The sequence below is a fragment of the Nostoc sp. genome, assembly GCF_036916575.1.
GTDB lineage: Bacteria > Cyanobacteriota > Cyanobacteriia > Cyanobacteriales > Nostocaceae > Nostoc.
Genome location: NZ_JBALGC010000104.1, coordinates 1 through 19,109, shown reverse-complemented (window position 1 = coordinate 19,109; position 19,109 = coordinate 1). Strand labels below are relative to the sequence as shown.

Here is a 19,109-nt window from a genome sequence, read left to right as displayed (position 1 = left end):
AATTTCAGTATATAGTGAGGGTATCACTTTGGAGTATAGCTATTTAAGTGATGATCCGTCTCACTCACTGGGAAAACTTCCTCGTTTTTTTCGCGCCTCCATTGCCTTTTCCAGCAAATCTAGTAATCCTGGGGCTTCTTCCTGGATACTGAGTAACAGTCTTTCCCCAAGTTCAATATTCCCCGGATCAAGACCTGTTATCATCACTTCTTTCAGGCGAGGTATCGCTATACTATCCACAATTTGAATTAACCCACTCAGACAACGGTGAAATTGTTTTTCTGTGAGAATCGAGTCTTCTAGAGGAAACTCAATAATGGCACGGATTTCGCCATCGGATGGGTCAAACTCCCATTGCAACATTTTGGTTTCCCAGGAAATAGCAAGCATTGTCTGTAGGATAGCTCCCTTGTAAGGATGATCTTGAATTCCTGCCAGAACTTGAGGGGCAAATACCCGGAAAAATTTTCCCTCTTCATCCAACTGGACAACTATTAGGAAATCTTCTAGGTTATCAGCCTCCACACCTGTTATAATTCGGTCTTCTTGATCATCAAAACGGTAGTCCCAACCAAGGTTGTCTAAATAGTTGGCAATCTGTTTGAGGTTAGCTCCCATAAAAGCCTCATAAGGAACGTGGAGCAGCTGTTAACAGACCTAGTTTAACCTGCTAGGGGTAGTTGTTTAGGTTGGTGTGGCTACTTCTAATCACATAGAAGTATGCAATTAGGGCACGGGGCAAAACAGTTTCTCTTTTCCGAGTTCCGAGTTCTGAGTAAAGAAGTGAGATTCCCTACTCAGCACTCAGCGTTCGACTGAGGGATCACGCCGAAGTCACTCAAAAGTTTTGAGGGGCATTGGGCATTGAAGATAGAAAAAACAGATGATCATTCGGCGCTGTGAATTATATTTTATGAAGGACTATTACTGATTATTAAAGAAGCGATAATCACTTTTTTTAAGATTTTACTCAGTCAAGTATATAGCACTAACTAACTTAAATTTTAATACTATCTTCTAGGTTTAATGAATGTATTGCTAGAGCAAGTATGGTGGCAAGATTTGAAACAGTTATCGAAAGATGAAGCCAAGTTGAGATAATTTATACATAGCATCTGAGGCTTTTGAAAATATAAGTAAAAACTTAAACTACCGCTTTTAAAAGCGAATAAATATAGCACAGAAGCTGGTACAGTTTTATATTACAAGCAACAAATTGTTTTCACGGAATGATTGTAGTGAGCAATACATTTTTGATGTCTAGTATCAATGAAGTTTATGCGTAAATCAGCTTTAATTCTAGCGATCGCCCCCCTAGTCTTTGAGATCGCTAGGATTAAAACCAGGGTTGGTGATGCGGCTGGTGATTTTTCCTCAAGCTTTGCGGGTAATAATTCCACCATTAACGAGTCAGTATCTTAATTTAACGAAAAATACCAGTTTAGCGATCGCCATCGGCTACCCTGATATTTATTTTGTCGCCTCCACCACTTTTAACCAAACGGGGAAAGCCGTAGAAGTGATATTACTGATTATGCTCACCTATCTCACCCTGAGTTTGACTATCTCCATAGTTATGAATTTGTTCAATCGCACCGTGCAAATTAAAGAGAGATGAGGGAGATGGAGGAAATGAGGAAACTGTTGAAGCTGACATTTAAACCTTTGAACTCGGAAGTTGAGCCTTTGAACTCGCAAGTTGAGCCTTTGAACTTGCAAGTTGAGCCTTTGAACTCGCAAGTTGAGCCTTTGAACTCGCAAGTTGAGCCTCTGAACTCGCAAGTTGAGCCTTTGAACTCGCAAGTTGAGCCTCTGAACTACGCAAGTTAAGCCTCTGAACTCGCAAGTTGAGCCTTTGAACTCGCAAGCTGAGCCTTTGAACTCGCAAGTTGAGTCTTTAAGAATGACAAATGACAAATTCTCAATTAACTTAGCTACGTAAAAACCTGTTTAGTACTTGGTACAACAGCTTGTTAACTGTTGTCTGTTTGGTATTGCTGTTTTGGGTAGTACGAGGAGTTCTAACTTGGGCAATAACTCAAGCACAATGGGCGGTAATTCAGGTTAATTTACGTTTATTTTTAGTTGTAGGTTTCCGCAAACGCTATATTGGCGAACTTGGATTGTGCTGGCGATCGCTTCGACTTTAGGCGCAATAACTGGGGGTGTATTCTTTGGCAAGCAACAGTTAACAAAGCGTGGAATTACTTTGTTTGCTTTCATCATTGGTGCTTTGTTAGTCGTTTTACCACTGGAATTTACATCCCGCCTCTGGTTATTGGCAGAAAACGTGCGCGGTGGACTCCAATCAATTCCTCGCGGACAAATTGAAGCAGCGATTGCACTAGGATTAAATACACCTTTGGTAGTGATATTAATTGCCCTACCTCAAGCCTTACGTAGCGTTATTCCTGCGATCGCACTCAGCGGCTCATAACATTGATAAGAAACGGAAGCTTTGATATTAGTAAACCCAGTTTCTTGCAGCAAAGCGCGTAACTCTCTACCTACGTAAGGATTACCATTATTCTGCTGCTGGAGCCACTTGTAATAAGAAAGTGATTTGCCATAAAATTCGTCGCATTGCTCGAATAGCCTGGAGTATACTTCTCTGGCATCGCTCTGACTCCCTACGATATCTGTATGAGTATCATAGGCAGGTAGTTTTCAGATGTCCAAGATATATTTAAATAAAATTGAAACTTATAAAATATCAAAAAAATGGAATTGCGACACCTGCGCTACTTTATTGCTGTCGCTGAAGAACTGCACTTCAGTAGAGCCGCCGAGCGATTGCACATTGCTCAACCTCCCTTAAGCCAGCAAATTCAGCAACTAGAGGCGCAATTGGAGGTAGAACTGTTTCAGCGCAAAACCAAGCGACAGGTACAGCTAACCGAAGCTGGACAAGTGTTTTTGCAAGAAGCTTATCAACTTTTGGCTCAACTGGAAAAGGCAATTGAGCTAACTCAAAAAACGGGAAGAGGTGAAAAGGGACAACTACGAATTGGGTTTACTAGTTTAGTAACTTACAATTTGCTTCCTGTGATTTTGCGGCGGTTTCGAGAACAGTTTTCAGAAGTAGAGTTGGTATTGCAGGAATTAACCACAACTCAGCAGGAACAAGCGCTACAGGAACACCACATTAATGTAGGCTTTGCTCATCCACCGTTAGAAGACAACACACTCAATCAAGAGTGCATTCAACAAGAAGCTTTAATTGTGGCTTTGCTAGAAACTCATCCCTTAGCTGAACAACAGTGTATCTCAGTGCGATCGCTAATAAACGAAAACTTTATCATGTTCCCTCGCCACCTGGGTTTTGGACTTTACGATCAAATCGTCAGCCTTTGCCAGCAAGGAAATTTCAACCCAAAAGTGACTCAAGAAGCGATTCAGATGCAGACAATTATTGGATTGGTGTCAGCGGGAATGGGGATTGCGATCGCCCCATCTTCATTGCAAAATCTTCAAAGGGTTGGTGTAGTTTATCGTACTGTAGAGGAGAAAACACCATTAGTAGAAACGGCTATAGTGTGGCGAGAAGAAGATATGACACCTGTACTAAGGGAATTTCTGCAAGTTGTCAGAAGTATCTGTGGTTAACTGATTAGTTGTCTGCACGCCATGTAAAAATAATTTGTTCATCAGCTTGCCTAAACTCAATATTAAATTTATCAAATACAACTTCTCTTCCTAAAAGTAATTGCTCTCCACCTGTATTAGTTTGTAACCATGCCACAGCAGCAATAAAACTGTGTTCATCAATTGTCATTTCAACATTACGTAAAACATACTCAACTCTTCCGCCAATGGTTTCTGCTAATAATTTTGATTCTGCATCAGCCAAGGCATAGCCTAAATCTTGACCAACTTTGAAGGAAATTAAACTTAATTCAGCACCAGAGTCTACTAACATCGTTGTAGACATTTCTATATCTTTATGCTTCAGTTTTATATGATAATTTGGCTGCCAGTCATGCCGAGCAACTGTACGAAAGCGAATTGGTAGAATTTGGATAGAAGCAGTGCGAAGCGGTACTAAGTAAATTGAAAATATCTGCTTTGACGCTTCTGCCAATTCTAGAACTTCACGCAAATTCTCACTATGAGCAATTAAGCCATTAGCATTGTAAGCAATATATTGATTTTTATATAAATCTAATAACATTTGGCGATTCTGGTTTAACCACTTCAGCATTTGCTGGCTTTCATCGGCAGAGGGTGTTTTATTCATAGATTTTGGTGACAATTTCAGCCATTTTCTACTGGATTGCCTTTAACTTATGATTGTATCTGCGATCGCTCTGCATCTTCTGGTTAAAAAGAGCGATCGCTATTGCACAAACTACAACTCAAATTGGGAATACTTAGTAAAGCGCGGGTATTTGCTGTGCAGAATCGAAGCGACTGGCTACCAGACATCGCGCTGCTGAAATTTTAGCAACTAGGAAAAAATTGTGAGTTTACCAGTTACAGTCACCTTTATGCTTGCTGATTGGATTGTTAAAGGGCTAAGAGATGAAACTTTTGAACGAGTTGGGGGTGTAATTAGGGAAGTAGGCAGTAAGCGAGTAATTACTTGGTTAAGAGAGGTTAACTCACTACCTCCTCAAGAAATATTTTTAGCTACTCAAAGAATTTTGCAGGTAACTAGTACAGGTCGGCGGAAATAAACAGACCATATTCGTGGGAGAATAAATAATCAGGTTAAAACCCGTTTGGGGGGGCGTATTAAGAACTGAGGGTGTGACTAGATTAACTCCTAAAATATTAAATTTAAGCGATGGTGAGCGTGATCAACTCCAACAGTTGATTAACAGACACAACACGCCACAACAGATAGTGCTACGAGCCAAAATAATTCTCATGGCATCTGAGGGTGAAAATCATCGTGAAATCGCCCGGAATTTAAACATTAATAGGCAGATGGCTCGTTTATGGAGAAACCGATGGTTGGAAACCGAGGGTAAAGAATTATCGATTTTTCAAAGATTACAAGATCAAGAGCGTGTTGGTACACCAGTAAAATTTAGTATGGAACAAGTAATCGAGCTGTTTGCATTGGCTTGTTCTCCACCATCCGATTACGGACGACCAATAAGTCATTGGACACCAAGAGAACTAGCGGACGAAATCATTAAACAAGGGATTATTGAAAGCATATCCGTCCGCCATATTGGAAGATTATTAGAAGAAGCAGAACTTAAACCCCACCAGAGTCGCTACTGGTTAACCCCCCCCCTGTGGACGAAGAATTTGACAAAAAAGTGGAAAATATTACTGGTTTATACATCAGTGCGATTGAGCCTAATGTTCACGGGGAACGTACAATATCCATTGATGAAATGACAGGTATTCAGGCTACTGAACGCTTAGAAAAAGACTTGCCAATGCGACCAGGCAAAGTCGAAAGAAGGGAATTTGAGTACATCCGTCACGGCACACAAAGTTTAATTGCCAGTTTTGATGTTGCTACTGGTCAAATTGTCGAGCCGACCTGTGGAGATACAAGAACAGAAGTTGATTTTGCCCTTCATATTCGTCGAACGATTGAAACTGACCCCCAGGCTAAAAAATGGAATCTGATTATGGACTGCCTGAACACTTATCAGTCTGAGTCTCTGGTTCATTTGGTTGCAGAAAAAGAAGGTTTGGATATTGACTTGGGTATTAAGGGAGAAAGTGGCATCCTGAAATCAATGAAATCCCGCGCTACTTTTTTGAGTGACCCAACACACCGAATTGTGTTCCATTACACGCCTAAACATTCTTCGTGGCTCAATCAAATCGAGATTTGGTTCAGTATTTTGGTTCGCAAGTTACTCAAAAGAGCCAGTTTCCTCAGTCAGAATGATTTGAAAAATCGAATTCTCAAGTTTATTGACTACTTTAATCAAACAATGGCTAAACCTTTTAAGTGGACATACAAGGGCAAAGTTTTGGCTATTTAATGGTCTGTTTATTTCCGCCGACCTGTACTAGCGCAGTCAGTATACTTAATCTGGGTGTCTCAGTTATAGGATTTGTTGTAATAGCACAACGACTTAAGGAATTAGAACAACGTTTATAAAAAGCACAAAAAGTGTTGAATAATATTAATCGTAAAATTGACCTTAGTTTCTATGCAAATTTTCGTACTGCAATCGAATTAGCAACTAATGCTTTTACGATGACCAAAATTGAAAATCGTAGAAGCAGCGCACTACAAGCTATTAACCGCTTTTTAGAAGCAGAGCATATTTATACTGAATACACCGATATCGAAATTGAGCAAAAAAGCCAAATTGCTGATGAATATCTGCTGACTTTATCTTTAGCTTACCTAGCTGAAGCACGTTGCTATTTAGAATTAGAAGAACACACTACAGCACTTCGTCGCTTTCAAGAAGGGTCAATAGTTATTCGTTCTCGTATTCAGAAATATGTTAAGCTTCTGCTTACTTTTAACCCAGCAGTATACTTACAGCCTCAGTTCAGAGGTCAGATTGATTTGCGGAGGCTAACCCGAATTTACCAATGGCTCGATCCAACTTTGGATGAAAATGCAGTCTTTGATATGCAACGGATGAATCTATTCATGTTGGCTCAAGACCCGAATAACTGGAAGTGGGTAGAATCAATACCAGCAGCAATTTGGTATTCCAAAGTAGATTGGGTAGGCAAAGCAATTTGGGATGATCCTAAGCCGCAGATTTACGCACGTCTTCCTAAAACTTTGGAGGTAGTGGAATCAATGATTGAAACTAATCGCAGGTTTGAATCTTACCAAACAGAAGTACAAGCAATATCCCAATTAGGAATCAGCTTTCATGACTGGCTTAAATTAACTCCGTCAACAGAAATTAAACCAGACGGTGCAGAATTAATGTACATCATTCCATCCAAACCTTTAGAGTTACAGCTTTCCATCTGATATCCAATCGGGTAGCATCTAAATGATTATAAAACCGCAGAGACGCTGAGAGCGCAGAGGAAGAGGAAAGAGGAATAATTCCGATAAAACGGATTTGATATGAATTAAGTTCTCTTTCTTCCTCTGTGTTCTCTGCGCCTCTGCGGTTCATAAAAAAAAGGCGAACCCAAAAGTTCGCCCTAACATACTATTTTGCTGTTGCTAAATCCAAACCCAAATCTAAATCTTTGCTTCTTCTCTCACCAATTTATCCCAACCCAAATCTTTCAAATTATTATTCCGACGCAACGGACGAGTCACCAATTCTAAAATGTCACGCGCATTTGTAAAGCCGTGAATTTGAGCAAAAGTAAACTCCACAGACCACTTAGTATTTATACCGCGTGCTTCCAGTGGGTTAGCGTGAGCCATACCAGTAATTACCAAATCTGGTTTCAACTCATAAATTCGCTGAAGTTGATTGTAATTATCCGGCTTCTCTACAATCTTTGGTAGGGGTGAACCCATTTCCTGGCAAGTTTTCTCCAGCAATGCTAACTCAGCACCTTGATAGCGCTTATCCATATAGGGTATGCCGATTTCGTGAACAGTCATCCCACAACGGATTAAGAATCTTGCTTGGGAAATTTCCAGCAAGTTATCACCCATGAAGAATACAGATTTACCGCGAATCAGTTTCACGTAATCTTCCAAGCCAGCCCAAATTTGCGCTTCCCGTTCATCTAAACCCTTGGGAGTAATACCAAACACCGAGCAGATTTTTTCAATCCAAGCGCGAGTGCCATCGGGCCCAATGGGGAAGGGTGCGCCAATCAGTTTACACTTGCGGCGGCGCATTAAGGTGGTAGCAGTGCGGCTGAGGAAGGGGTTGACACCAGCGACATAATACCCTTCTTCCAGTACTGGCAGTTCAGTAAAGCGCTTCGCAGGAAGCCAGCCGGAAACTTTGATACCTTGTTTCTTCAGTTCCAAGGTTAACTGAGTAACTACGGGGTCGGGAAGGGAGCCAAAGAGAACTAAGGGTGGATGATCCACGTACTCAGATTCATCTTGGGCGACATCTTCTTTCTTCTTACCAAAGTTGAGCAATTTAGCGATCGCATTGCGTTCGTTCTTCTCTGTTTCCGCCACTGGAGCCTTATCAGGACAACGGTTAGCCATTGCTGCTAATACGGTGTCTTCCCCTTGGGTGAAGGCGTAATCTAGACCATTTGCCCGCGCTACAACGATGGGAATCCCAATTTCGGATTCTAGTTTCGGTGCCAAGCCTTCCAAATCTGTTTTGATAATTTCGGTAGTGCAAGTGCCAATCCAGACAATTACACTAGGATTGCGATCGCGTTTAATCTGCAAGCACAACCGCTTTAACTCTTCATAATCATTCAGCTGTGCAGAAATATCGCCCTCTTCCAACTCTGCCATTGCATAGCGGGGTTCCGCAAAAATCATTACCCCCATCGCATTTTGCAGGAAGTAGCCACAAGTTTTTGTCCCAATCACCAAAAAGAAGCTATCTTCAATTTTTTGATATAACCACGCCACGCAGCTAATTGGGCAAAAGGTATGGTAATTTCCAGTTTCACATTCAAAGTTTAAAGCTTCTGGTTGTTGAGCGACAGTCATTTTGTTTTTTCTCCCCTTGATATTTAATGGCAGATCGACCAATTTTAGATTTTAGATTGATAATTTTGGTGAAGCAGCGCAGTGAGCCAGCGCGTTGGGCGGGTTTCCCGACTTGAAGCGACTGGCGAACCCGTAAGGGTCTTGGGGGTTTCCCCCATGAGTGACTGCTGAACCCGAAGGGATTGAAGGCTGGGACAACTAAAGTATCCTCTGTCTAACGACAATTTCCCTAATTCCTAATCCAAAACCCAAATCTAAAACTTAAAATTACGAAGAACGGCAATAATTAAGCGTTGGGGAAGAGACGGGCAATTTCTGATTCATCAAAAACGCCTGCTGGCAGTTCTTCCCCTAATAAATCGTTATTTTCTTCAGCCTTTTGTAAAGCTGTTTCATCACCCCAGACATCTGATAACACGTCTTTAAACGCATTCTCATCTAGTGGACTATCCTCAAGCGCCTGGTCGTCATCCAGCTTTACTTCGTTTGCAGCTGTTGTATCGAAGGCAATTTCCCCAAACTCATCAGCTTCTAGACTAGGGACTTGGAGAGACTCATCTTTTGAGTCGTGTCCGTTGGATAAAGAAATATCGCCAAAGGCATTTTCGGTTTCCTCCAACTCGCTGATCCCCAGGCTTTGATCATCAGAATCCACTATTGCGAACTCTTGAACTACCGCCACCGACCCAAAGCCATTTGTATGAGAATGTGTCAATGTTTCATCTTCAAGCTTTTCGTCAATGATCGCTGTTGCTTTTCCTACGTATTTCTCTGCTTCTGGGTTGATCACAAAGCGGTTACCGAGAGCGAAATCTGGGTCAAAATGCAAATCCAGCACCTCAATCAGCGTATCGGCGTCAGGATTAAGTTTGGCAAAGGGCAACATTAACTGCGCTAGCTTTGGCTCTAGGGCGTTAAGAACTCCCAGGATGAGGTAAGAAGGTGGTCGCTTCCCGCCATCAGGGGTGTACACTGATTCCACTTCCATGTGCAGGCTAATCCAGTCCCGATTATTCTGGAAAAATTGCAACCACTTTTGCTTTAATGAATCTGTAAAGCTGTGAAAGAAAGCCATATTATTGTCCCCCATCCTGAGAACTTGGTGATTTATACAATCATCAAGTCTAGTTCCTCTTCTGAATTAGGAACCTGGGGTTTACCCGGATTTAGATAAAAATCAGACAACAAAGAGAACAACTCACGATCTGGTGAATCATTAGGTACAACACCTTCGGGACGCGCCAGAATTTGGTCGGCGATGTTGAGATAGTAATCGCAAACGTAGTCTAGAGAAGGATCTTGCTCTGCCATCTCAAACAAAGTCTTGCCTTTCACACGGGAAACACGGATATCTTCAATCAAAGGTAAAACTTCCAAAACTGGCATTGGCACAGCTTCTATATATTTTTCAATCAAGTCGCGCTTGGAGGTGCGGTTGCCAATTAACCCAGCTAGACGCAGTGGGTGAGTTCGGGCTTTTTCGCGGACTGAAGCAGCAATGCGATTAGCAGCAAACAAAGCATCAAAGCCGTTGTCTGTAACAATCAAGCAGTAATCTGCATAGTTGAGTGGTGCTGCAAAACCACCGCAAACTACGTCACCCAGAACATCAAAGAGAATTACATCGTACTCATCAAAGGCGTTGAGTTCTTTAAGTAATTTCACGGTTTCGCCGACTACGTAGCCGCCGCATCCAGCACCCGCAGGCGGGCCACCAGCTTCTACGCAATCAACACCGCCGTAGCCTTTGTAAATCACATCTTCCGGCCAGACATCTTCGTAGTGATAGTCCTTTTCTTGGAGGGTGTCGATAATTGTCGGAATCAAAAACCCAGTCAGGGTAAAGGTACTGTCATGTTTGGGGTCGCAACCAATTTGCAGCACTTTCTTGCCACGTTTAGCTAGGGCGACTGATATGTTACAGCTAGTTGTGGATTTACCGATACCACCTTTTCCGTAGACTGCTAGTTTCACTTTTATTTGCCTCTTATAGCTTCTTGTCAAACTTGTGGCTCAAACATTTGCCTTCACCTGTCCTGAGATGGCGATGCGTGAGGTCTGTGATTGTCATTATTGGGCAAATTACATAGAAAGGAAAGTGGCTCTTAATTTGTAAAACGGTCTAATATCATGAATTAAAGCTTAATCATAAGTCTTTGGAGTTCTATCAACCTCAAAGATTTTATTAGCTCTAAAAAAATTTAATAAACAGTTTTTATTACTTATTTTTATAAAAATAGTTACAAAATACAAAAAACTGTAATTGGCTTTTTTGAATGGTTTTCCTAGAATTAGCTGATCCTCATACAACGTGTTTTCAGGGTATTGGGGCACAGGGTCAAGGGTAAAGAGAGACATAGGCAGCGCTATGCTAGAAATATCGATGAAATTTGCGTTAGCGTAGCTCACCGTACCCCTACGGGGAAGCAAGCTACGCGTAGCGTCTCGTAGAGAAGGTATCGCACATAAATTGGTAGTTTTCAGTGGGTAGCCAAGACCCTTTAATTGCTGCTTGAGAGTAAGTTAGTGTGATTTTGTAAAAAATTATTAAATTGCCAAATATTATCTAAGCTGATTAAAATCATTTAGATGTGTTAATTAAAACCTCGTTTCCGGGTTATACTTATAAATGCGTGTTATTGATCTGCTGCCGCCAGTGAAGAAGGGGGCAGCCCACTAATGGGCATTCCCAGTCACTGACTGGGAACGAGGCAAATCAGGACACCTCAGTTTCAAGTTCCTGGATTTCTTGTAATGTTTGCCAGCCAGCTTGCCACTGGGAGCTATCTTGTAATAATTTGGCATTTATCCAGAAACGGACTTTAGGATCGCAAGCAGCAACCATTTCGGCGTAAACCCACTTAGCCTGATTTTTCCGGTTAACAACTTGGAAGTGTCGCCAGCCATCAACTTTTCGCTGTGCTGTCCACTTAGAACCAACTAGGTAAGGAAATTTCTGTTTTTTAGTCATTTGTTATTAGTCATTTGCCATTGGGCATGGGGCATGGGTTATTGCCCTTGTCCCCCACTCCCCCTCTTGTAAGATGTCACCAAATCACCATTACGAGTAAATTTCTGACAATGCAACTCACTATCTTGCTGGACACATAGCGAAAACCATCTGATATGGCTCCAGCAAGTGTTGATGTTATTGGTAATTTTGCGCTTTTTCTTGGAAAGGCGTTGTCTTACGACTTCGTTAGGGCAAAGAATTTCTAACGTGCCCGTACCATCTTTGTAATTGACGATGCAAAATAGACAGTCTTGCAACATAGCACGGCTGCTGCTGTCGAAGAACCGCTTAAACCTCTGTAGATTTTCCCCTTCAGTCATTTGGCTGATGGGTTTTATTTTCAAGAAATCCTCATCCTCAAAGTCAAAGTCATCATCTTCAAAGTCGTAGGGGTCAATCATTTTCAGCATCCACTAGGCGACCTGGAATTATGGTAACTCTGTGTGGAGGCAAGGTCAGTAGATCACAAACTTTCGGAAACTGACGCAATCATCAGGGTTTCAGGCATCGTAAATTTGGTGGAAGCAGCGTTAGTTTCAGGGCGGTCGCTTTGTGTTAACTCAGGGTGTCGCCTGAAATGCTGATTAATCGGTTATTTTCTCATGTCTAGCTGTTTTGTTGAAATGCCCATGTGGTAGGGGTTCTAAAAAACTTTGTGATCTACGATTACTTAACTATTATCGATCTTTTCTAAGTGAACGATATTTGCAGTGGTTCAGATGCGATCGCCATTCAGTTAGTAGAGGGCATTCTGGGCGGCTAGGAGATGCCATAATCAAAGTATCAGGTGCTTTAAGATCCACTGCGAGTCCCAACTATATCGCGTATATCAGCTAACAAAAGGAGTAAAGATAAATGGATATTGAAGTACAAAATAGTGATGTAATTGAAAAAGATGAAGATACTGCTGAAGAAGATAGAACTGATAATGGGGGGTTGTATCCTTATGACCCAACTCAAGCAGATATTGACATCAGAGGAGATCTTCAAACAGTTTTCGAGTTAATGAGGCAATATGATAATAAAAAACTGATTATTGATCCTGATTTTCAACGTAATTTAGTTTGGACACCAGAAAAGAAAAGTAAATTTATTGAAACAGTAATACTTAACTTTCCGCTACCTCATTTGTATGTTAATCAAACTGTAGAAGGTAAGTATATTATTGTAGATGGGTTACAAAGAATATCCACATTACACGAATTTATTAATGATGAATTTAACTTAACAGGCTTAGAAGCTTTAACAGATTTGAATGATTATAATTTTTCAAAACTCAAAGATTTACCGGGTGACTATCAAACGAGAATAGAAGATAAAAAACTTTATATATACATTATTAAACCTTCTGTACCAGCCAAAGTTGTTTACGATATTTTTAATAGAATTAATACGGGTGGGACATATCTTGAGCGTCAAGAAGTCCGAAACGGTATTTTTTCAGGAAAATCTACTACACTCCTCAAAGAGCTATCAGAAAAAGACTATTTTAAAAGAGCTATTGATTATGGAATATCTCCTAAAAGAATGAAGGATAGGGAAGCTATTTTGCGCTACTTAGCATTTAAAACTTTTGATTATGAAACAGAATATCAGGGTAAATTAAGCGATTTTTTGGAGAATGCAATGAAAAAAATTAATCTAATGACAGAAGAACAAATAGAGGTTTTAAAAAATGATTTTATGAGAGTTATGAATTTAACTTTTGAATTTTTTGCTAAAAGAAACTTTCGTTTACCTGCACAAGAAAGGAGAGGAAGAATAAATATTGCTATTTTTGAATCTGTTTCTTATTTTTTCTCAATTAACAGTGATAATTTTTTACAAGAAAATAAAAAAAATATCCAAGATAACTTTGATAAGTTACTACAAAATACAGAATATATTGATGCTATAAGATATGCTACGAGTAGTAAAGCTAAAGTAATTACTAGATTTAAACTTGCACAAGAGGTTTTAGGAAGCGTATAGTGATAACACAAATAGAATTAGAAAACTTTAAACTTTTTAAAGAAAGAACATCTTTTTTATTAGATCAAATAACTCTGTTAACAGGGATAAATGGATGTGGTAAGTCTACGCTTCTTCAGTCTTTGCTATTAATGAGGCAATCTATTGAGCATAATGATAGTGCGTCTCAAGTGGTATTAAATGGTAGTTGTGTCAACTTAGGTAGCTTTACAGATATTAAAAACAGTAGTACTTCCAGAAATGAGTCAATCAAATTTATATACCATTATGAAGATAAACATATTCTGAATCCTTATCAAGAATATAATCTCAAGCTTCACGGCTACGCAGAATATGATTTTGAGGAAAATTTTGAAGATGATATGGTAACTCAGATAAGCAATATTACTTTTTCTGATCAAGGTATCATAAATTTTAATGGAAAAAAATCTGATTATGGATTTGAAGGAGTATATAAAAAGATTAAAGATTCAAATATTTTTAATATAAATAGATTTGATTTTAATGAAGGAAAGCGAGGTGAATTACCAGAGCTAGTACCGGAACGAACAGGCTCTTGTCGTCTTCTTAATTTATTACCTTTCTATGGTGAGGGATATGATTTTAAAACCCCAGAAAAATACAACCTCAGATTGGATGTATATTCGTTGCATAAATCTCTGTACTTTTACAAGATACATTACATTTCAGCAGACCGTTTAGGACCACAAGAATCTTATCCTAAAGCTACTTTGAACAAATTTCCAAATGTAGGAGCCAAAGGAGAATTTACAGTTAACTTACTCTATAAAAAGAGAGATGATTTAATCAATGAAAAGTTATGTCTAGGTCAAGATGCAAAGACTCTATATACTCAAACAGAAGAATGGCTTAATGAAATTTTTAATGGAGCAAAAGTCGAAATTCCTAGTTCTGACAGTAATATACTCGAACTTTTATTTAATACGAATAACTCAAAAGACCGTTTTAAACCAGCTAACGTTGGATTTGGATACCATTGCGTTTTGCCTATTGTTGTTTCAGGATTGATTGCAAAAGAAGGAGAAGTGTTAATAGTAGAAAATCCGGAAGCGCATCTGCATCCTAGAGCGCAATCTCGATTAGCCCAATTTTTAGCCAGAGTGAGCAGTTGTGGCGTACAAGTTTTTATTGAATCACACAGCGACCATATCTTGAATGCCTTGCGGATAGCCGTTCTTGATAAAATTATCACTCCCAAAGATTTAAGTATATTATATTTCCAGCGAAATCCAGAACAGCCAGTAGTGCAAATTACTGTTCAGCCAGATGGAGGAATTGAAGAATGGCCAGAAGGATTTTTTGACCAAATGGATAAAGATTTCTCTAGGCTTTTTGGAATGTAAGTAATGGAAATATTTATTAACGAAGTATCCCTAGAAGGACAGTTTATAACAGAGGCAGAATTCCGAGATGCTATAAAGATTTTTAACTCTATTTTTGAATTAATCAATCAAAGAATTAAAGATAAAGAACTTTATAAAGAAGATAGCAATATATATGCTAACTATGAAGCAATCAAAGGATATAATTTCAAGGCTAGTCTTAATCAATTGAAAGATAAATCCTTGAAAACTGCTTTTATTAATATCGTCTTCAATAAGTCAAATCCCAAACAATGGCGTACAGAGCAGTTGCATTCTTCAGAAGATTTATTTGATTGCTTAACTATTGACAATGATTATAAAAATGTTGGTGATACTTCTTTAGCGGAAGTAGCTGAACGAAAAATTCAAAACGGAAATAAGGAATACTTGTTAGTTAATTTTATTAATTCTAATTTTCAAATAACTCACCCACATATTATTAACTGTTGTTTAATTACAGTTATTAAAAATAATTTAGAGGAAAATCAGATATGTATAGATGGTGTTGATAGTAAACTAGCACTGGAATATTGGTTAAAAAATAAATTAAATTTAAGCTCATTAGAATATTCTTTAGATGTTACTGAACCTCCAAGAGATGAACAAACGATTTTACGAGATACGACAAGATTTAGAAAAACCTCATTTAGGTATGATGGAAGATTTATTTATTGTGAATTGACTACATCACGATATTGGTATGTAGACAATTTACATGAGGGTAAAGCTGCTCATTTAGAAGTTTTTGATAAAAGACGATTTCATATTGGAGAAGCTGACTTGCAAGGTAATATTGACACTACTAAAAAAGATAAAGACAAAACTATTGATTTATCCTGAGAAATGCTTGCTTCTCAGCTATTCACTTTAATATCACTACATAGCTTCCATTACTCGCAACTGCACTGCAAAACCACGGTGAAGTCGTTGCACCCTCTCTACCACCGGATAAATCTGCAAAAACCCAAGTTCTATCGGTTCCACTGCCAAACTCAACATTGCTGACTTTAAATCTCCTCTCACATCAGGAGGCGCTATCAGCGAAACCGATGCACCTTGCTTAAACGCTTCCTCCACATGTTCTTGCCAGTCGGGTTCATCCAGCCAAACTGTAAGATTGCCCACTTGCAAAACATCCAGCAAAATTTTTCTATCAGAGAATATTTAAAAGGGTATTTTGCTCTCATAGTTGATACAGCGAAGCATCTCAGTACATGGCTAGAAGCTTGAGAATCGCAAATGGAAAGTTGGAACTAGGGGAAAATACGACTTTCACAAGACGTGAACACCGATCTAGGCGATCGCTATCCTGTTCTTACAATATCTATTGAGAACATAAATTTTCTTTACTTGGTGTTCTAGTGGTAACCTGCGACAAGCCACTGCACCTCTACATTCCTGAAAAAGCCTATGCAACCTACTAATCCTAACCAATTTACAGAAAAAGCCTGGGAAGCGATCGCTCATACTCAGGATATTGTTAAACAATATCAACAACAGCAGATAGAAAGCGAACATCTGCTGAAAGCACTGCTAGAACAAGATGGACTAGCCAACGTTATCTTTACTAAAGCGGGTGTTAACCTGCAAAAACTGCGTGAACGCACTGAACAATTTTTCCAACGTCAGCCGAAAGTGTCCGGTAGCAGCAGTTCTGTTTACTTGGGACGCAGTTTAGATACACTTTTAGACCGAGCAGACGGATATCGCAAAGAGTTTCAAGACGAATATATTTCAATTGAACACTTATTGCTGGCTTATGCTAAAGATGACCGCTTTGGTAAAGGTTTATTCCAAGAATTCGGTTTAGACGAAGGCAAGCTAAAAAATATTATTAAACAAATTCGTGGGAGCCAAAAAGTGACCGACCAAAATCCAGAAGGCAAATACGAAGCACTGGAAAAATACGGGCGTGACCTTACAGAAGCCGCCCGAAAAGGTCAACTCGATCCAGTGATTGGGCGGGATGATGAGATTCGTCGGACTATCCAAATTCTCTCTCGTCGCACTAAGAATAACCCTGTGTTAATTGGTGAACCGGGTGTTGGTAAAACTGCGATCGCCGAAGGATTAGCACAGCGGATTATTGCCGGTGATGTCCCTCAATCCCTCAAAGACTGCAAGCTAATTGCTTTAGATATGGGTGCTTTGATTGCAGGGGCAAAATTCCGGGGTGAATTTGAAGAACGTCTGAAAGCAGTATTAAAAGAAGTTACTGAATCTATCGGCAAGATTGTTTTATTTATCGATGAAATTCACACTGTTGTCGGCGCTGGTGCAACCCAAGGCGCGATGGATGCTAGTAACTTGTTAAAACCAATGTTGGCGCGGGGCGAATTGCGCTGTATTGGGGCGACAACTTTAGATGAATACCGCAAACATATCGAAAAAGATGCCGCACTAGAAAGACGCTTCCAGCAGGTTTATGTGGATCAGCCCAGTGTAGAAGATAGTATTTCGATTTTGCGCGGGTTGAGAGAACGTTATGAAAACCACCACGGGGTGAAGATTTCTGATAGTGCTTTAGTTGCAGCAGCCGTATTGTCGAGTCGATATATTAGCGATCGCTTCTTACCAGATAAAGCCATTGATTTGGTAGACGAAGCCGCAGCTAGACTGAAAATGGAGATTACCTCCAAACCAGAAGAACTCGACGAAATTGATCGCAAGATTCTGCAATTGGAAATGGAGAAGCTATCGCTGCAAAAAGAAAGTGATGCAGCTTCTCGTGAACGTCTAGGAAGACTGGAAAAAGAAATTGCTGATCTCAAAGAAGAACAAAGAACGCTGAATACTCAATGGCAGTCTGAAAAAGATATCATTGACAAAATTCAATCTGTTAAAAAAGAGATTGAACAGGTCAATTTAGAGATTCAGCAAGCAGAACGCGACTACGACCTTAACCGTGCTGCGGAGTTGAAATTCGGCACTTTAACCAGTTTGCATCGCCAATTGGAAGCAGTAGAAGCTGAATTGGCAAACACTCAAAGAAGTGGTAAATCACTATTACGGGAAGAAGTCACAGAAGGTGATATTGCCGAAATCATTTCTAAATGGACAGGGATTCCGCTCAACAAGTTGGTGGAATCAGAGAAAGAGAAACTGCTGCATTTAGAAGATGAACTTCACCGCCGGGTGGTTGGACAAGAAGAAGCAGTCACAGCCGTAGCGGATGCAATTCAGCGATCGCGTGCTGGACTGGCTGATCCCAATCGTCCCATCGCTAGCTTTATTTTCCTTGGGCCTACGGGTGTGGGTAAAACGGAGTTGGCGAAAGCGCTGGCGACATATATGTTCGATAGCGAAGATGCGCTGGTGCGAATCGATATGTCGGAGTATATGGAAAAACACGCCGTCTCTCGCTTAATCGGTGCACCTCCAGGATACGTGGGTTATGAAGAAGGCGGACAACTGACAGAAGCGATTCGACGTCGTCCTTACTCAGTGATTCTTTTCGACGAAATCGAGAAAGCACACCCCGATGTTTTCAATATCTTCTTGCAAATTCTTGATGATGGTCGCGTCACTGATGCCCAAGGTCATAAAGTGGACTTCAAGAACGCTATTATCATCATGACCAGCAACATCGGTTCGCAGTACATTCTTGATGTCGCCGGGGATAACGCCCACTACGACGAAATGCGCCGTCGAGTCATGGAGGCGATGCGAAATAGCTTCCGTCCAGAGTTCCTGAATCGGATTGACGAAATCATCATCTTCCACGGTTTAGATAAGAAGGAATTACGGCAAATTGTGTTACTGCAAGTGGAGAGACTACGTCAAAGACTTAGCGATCGCAAAATCTCTCTCAAGCTCTCGGATGCTGCACTTGACTTTTTAGCAGAAGTAGGATATGACCCCGTATATGGGGCGCGTCCACTGAAGCGGGCGATTCAGCGGGAGTTAGAAACTCAAATTGCTAAAGCTATCTTGCGCGGTGAATTCACCGATGGCAATACCATCTTTGTAGATGTTCAAAATGAGCGTCTTTCTTTTAGTCGCTTACCCGTTGAGGTGTTTACCAGCTAAATTTAACTAATTCGGCGGCTTATATACTAATCGCCTAATTAGCTTACAGCAGTTTTCATGTATTTGAACCACATCTTTCGTAGGGGCACAGAAAAAGCTCATAGGTGTCAACTTAACGTGAAAGCTAGATTTGGCGAACTTTCCAGGTTTGACCCTCACCCCCAACCCCTCT

General features: G+C 40.2%; 17 protein-coding genes and 3 pseudogenes. 12 read left to right on the top strand and 8 right to left on the bottom strand.

The annotated features are described in order from the left end of the window. Positions 1-60: 60 nt before the first annotated feature. On the bottom strand, positions 61-618 hold the full coding sequence (locus tag V7L29_RS21350) for a hypothetical protein (protein WP_334692807.1): 558 nt from the start codon (positions 616-618) through the stop codon (positions 61-63). Between the two features lie 706 nt (positions 619-1,324). Between V7L29_RS21350 and V7L29_RS21345 the strand changes: the two are divergent. From V7L29_RS21345 to V7L29_RS21330, 4 genes and pseudogenes are all read left to right on the top strand, one after another. Then, positions 1,325-1,618 (top strand): annotated as a pseudogene (locus V7L29_RS21345) (ABC transporter permease subunit); the annotation flags it as partial. A gap of 14 nt (positions 1,619-1,632) precedes the next feature. Then, a complete protein-coding gene (locus V7L29_RS21340) occupies positions 1,633-1,830 on the top strand; it encodes a hypothetical protein (protein ID WP_334736746.1) in 198 nt (65 codons plus the stop codon). Positions 1,831-1,946: 116 nt separating this feature from the next. Then, a pseudogene (locus V7L29_RS21335) lies at positions 1,947-2,419 on the top strand (hypothetical protein); the annotation flags it as partial. Between the two features lie 302 nt (positions 2,420-2,721). Beyond that, positions 2,722-3,606 (top strand): LysR family transcriptional regulator, encoded by an 885-nt coding sequence (locus V7L29_RS21330; protein ID WP_334736745.1) that lies wholly within the window; start codon positions 2,722-2,724, stop codon positions 3,604-3,606. Between the two features lie 4 nt (positions 3,607-3,610). Here V7L29_RS21330 and V7L29_RS21325 read toward each other — a convergent pair whose 3' ends face one another. Further along, positions 3,611-4,237 (bottom strand): retropepsin-like domain-containing protein, encoded by a 627-nt coding sequence (locus V7L29_RS21325; protein WP_334692805.1) that lies wholly within the window; start codon positions 4,235-4,237, stop codon positions 3,611-3,613. A 223-nt stretch (positions 4,238-4,460) separates the two neighbouring features. Between V7L29_RS21325 and V7L29_RS21320 the strand changes: the two genes are divergently transcribed. The 4 genes and pseudogenes from V7L29_RS21320 to V7L29_RS21305 all read left to right on the top strand — a co-directional run. After that, entirely contained in the window at positions 4,461-4,676 is a 216-nt protein-coding gene (locus V7L29_RS21320; RefSeq protein WP_334736744.1) for a hypothetical protein, read from the top strand. A 73-nt stretch (positions 4,677-4,749) separates the two neighbouring features. Further along, positions 4,750-5,352, top strand: coding sequence for a helix-turn-helix domain-containing protein (locus tag V7L29_RS21315; RefSeq protein ID WP_334736743.1), 603 nt, complete (start codon positions 4,750-4,752; stop codon positions 5,350-5,352). Continuing rightward, a complete protein-coding gene (locus tag V7L29_RS21310; RefSeq protein ID WP_442944230.1) occupies positions 5,271-5,954 on the top strand; it encodes an IS630 family transposase in 684 nt (227 codons plus the stop codon). Before V7L29_RS21315 ends, V7L29_RS21310 begins: the two co-directional genes overlap by 82 nt. A gap of 26 nt (positions 5,955-5,980) precedes the next feature. Next, positions 5,981-6,916 (top strand): annotated as a pseudogene (locus V7L29_RS21305) (hypothetical protein); the annotation flags it as partial. Positions 6,917-7,135: 219 nt separating this feature from the next. Here V7L29_RS21305 and V7L29_RS21300 read toward each other — a convergent pair. From V7L29_RS21300 to V7L29_RS21280, 5 genes are all read right to left on the bottom strand, one after another. After that, positions 7,136-8,539 (bottom strand): ferredoxin:protochlorophyllide reductase (ATP-dependent) subunit N, encoded by a 1,404-nt coding sequence (locus V7L29_RS21300; protein ID WP_334736741.1) that lies wholly within the window; start codon positions 8,537-8,539, stop codon positions 7,136-7,138. Positions 8,540-8,825: 286 nt separating this feature from the next. Next, entirely contained in the window at positions 8,826-9,614 is a 789-nt protein-coding gene (locus tag V7L29_RS21295; RefSeq protein WP_334736740.1) for a DUF5331 domain-containing protein, read from the bottom strand. Between the two features lie 32 nt (positions 9,615-9,646). Beyond that, entirely contained in the window at positions 9,647-10,513 is an 867-nt protein-coding gene (gene bchL, locus V7L29_RS21290) for a ferredoxin:protochlorophyllide reductase (ATP-dependent) iron-sulfur ATP-binding protein (RefSeq protein ID WP_292774821.1), read from the bottom strand. Positions 10,514-11,255: 742 nt separating this feature from the next. After that, entirely contained in the window at positions 11,256-11,510 is a 255-nt protein-coding gene (locus tag V7L29_RS21285; RefSeq protein WP_334736739.1) for a TIGR02450 family Trp-rich protein, read from the bottom strand. Between the two features lie 38 nt (positions 11,511-11,548). Continuing rightward, on the bottom strand, positions 11,549-11,953 hold the full coding sequence (locus V7L29_RS21280; RefSeq protein ID WP_334736738.1) for a hypothetical protein: 405 nt from the start codon (positions 11,951-11,953) through the stop codon (positions 11,549-11,551). A gap of 454 nt (positions 11,954-12,407) precedes the next feature. On the opposite strand from V7L29_RS21280, the gene V7L29_RS21275 reads away from it, so the two are divergent. Genes V7L29_RS21275 through V7L29_RS21265 form a run of 3 tightly spaced genes read left to right on the top strand, consistent with a single transcriptional unit; the run spans position 12,408 to position 15,748 of the window. After that, the gene (locus V7L29_RS21275; RefSeq protein WP_334736737.1) at positions 12,408-13,523 is read left to right on the top strand and encodes a DUF262 domain-containing protein; all 1,116 of its coding nucleotides are present in this window, start codon (positions 12,408-12,410) and stop codon (positions 13,521-13,523) included. Further along, a complete protein-coding gene (locus V7L29_RS21270; RefSeq protein WP_334736736.1) occupies positions 13,523-14,887 on the top strand; it encodes a DUF3696 domain-containing protein in 1,365 nt (454 codons plus the stop codon). The genes V7L29_RS21275 and V7L29_RS21270 overlap by 1 nt, the downstream gene beginning before the upstream one ends. 3 nt (positions 14,888-14,890) lie before the next feature. Beyond that, positions 14,891-15,748: a hypothetical protein gene (locus V7L29_RS21265; RefSeq protein ID WP_334736735.1), complete on the top strand. Its 858-nt coding sequence runs from the start codon at positions 14,891-14,893 to the stop codon at positions 15,746-15,748. Between the two features lie 36 nt (positions 15,749-15,784). Here the strand turns inward: V7L29_RS21265 and V7L29_RS21260 are convergent, their stop codons facing one another. Further along, positions 15,785-16,051 (bottom strand): hypothetical protein, encoded by a 267-nt coding sequence (locus V7L29_RS21260; RefSeq protein ID WP_334736734.1) that lies wholly within the window; start codon positions 16,049-16,051, stop codon positions 15,785-15,787. A 267-nt stretch (positions 16,052-16,318) separates the two neighbouring features. Here V7L29_RS21260 and clpB point away from each other — a divergent pair, with 267 nt between their 5' ends. Then, the gene (clpB, locus tag V7L29_RS21255) at positions 16,319-18,937 is read left to right on the top strand and encodes an ATP-dependent chaperone ClpB (protein WP_334736733.1); all 2,619 of its coding nucleotides are present in this window, start codon (positions 16,319-16,321) and stop codon (positions 18,935-18,937) included. Positions 18,938-19,109 lie beyond the last annotated feature (172 nt).

Coding starts and splice junctions, on each gene's coding strand:
- V7L29_RS21350 (WP_334692807.1), bottom strand. CDS start 618: ATGGGAGCTAACCTCAAACAGATTGCCAACTATTTAGACAACCTTGGT.
- V7L29_RS21340 (WP_334736746.1), top strand. CDS start 1,633: ATGAGGAAACTGTTGAAGCTGACATTTAAACCTTTGAACTCGGAAGTT.
- V7L29_RS21330 (WP_334736745.1), top strand. CDS start 2,722: ATGGAATTGCGACACCTGCGCTACTTTATTGCTGTCGCTGAAGAACTG.
- V7L29_RS21325 (WP_334692805.1), bottom strand. CDS start 4,237: ATGAATAAAACACCCTCTGCCGATGAAAGCCAGCAAATGCTGAAGTGG.
- V7L29_RS21300 (WP_334736741.1), bottom strand. CDS start 8,539: ATGACTGTCGCTCAACAACCAGAAGCTTTAAACTTTGAATGTGAAACT.
- V7L29_RS21295 (WP_334736740.1), bottom strand. CDS start 9,614: ATGGCTTTCTTTCACAGCTTTACAGATTCATTAAAGCAAAAGTGGTTG.
- V7L29_RS21285 (WP_334736739.1), bottom strand. CDS start 11,510: ATGACTAAAAAACAGAAATTTCCTTACCTAGTTGGTTCTAAGTGGACA.
- V7L29_RS21280 (WP_334736738.1), bottom strand. CDS start 11,953: ATGATTGACCCCTACGACTTTGAAGATGATGACTTTGACTTTGAGGAT.
- V7L29_RS21275 (WP_334736737.1), top strand. CDS start 12,408: ATGGATATTGAAGTACAAAATAGTGATGTAATTGAAAAAGATGAAGAT.
- V7L29_RS21265 (WP_334736735.1), top strand. CDS start 14,891: ATGGAAATATTTATTAACGAAGTATCCCTAGAAGGACAGTTTATAACA.
- clpB (WP_334736733.1), top strand. CDS start 16,319: ATGCAACCTACTAATCCTAACCAATTTACAGAAAAAGCCTGGGAAGCG.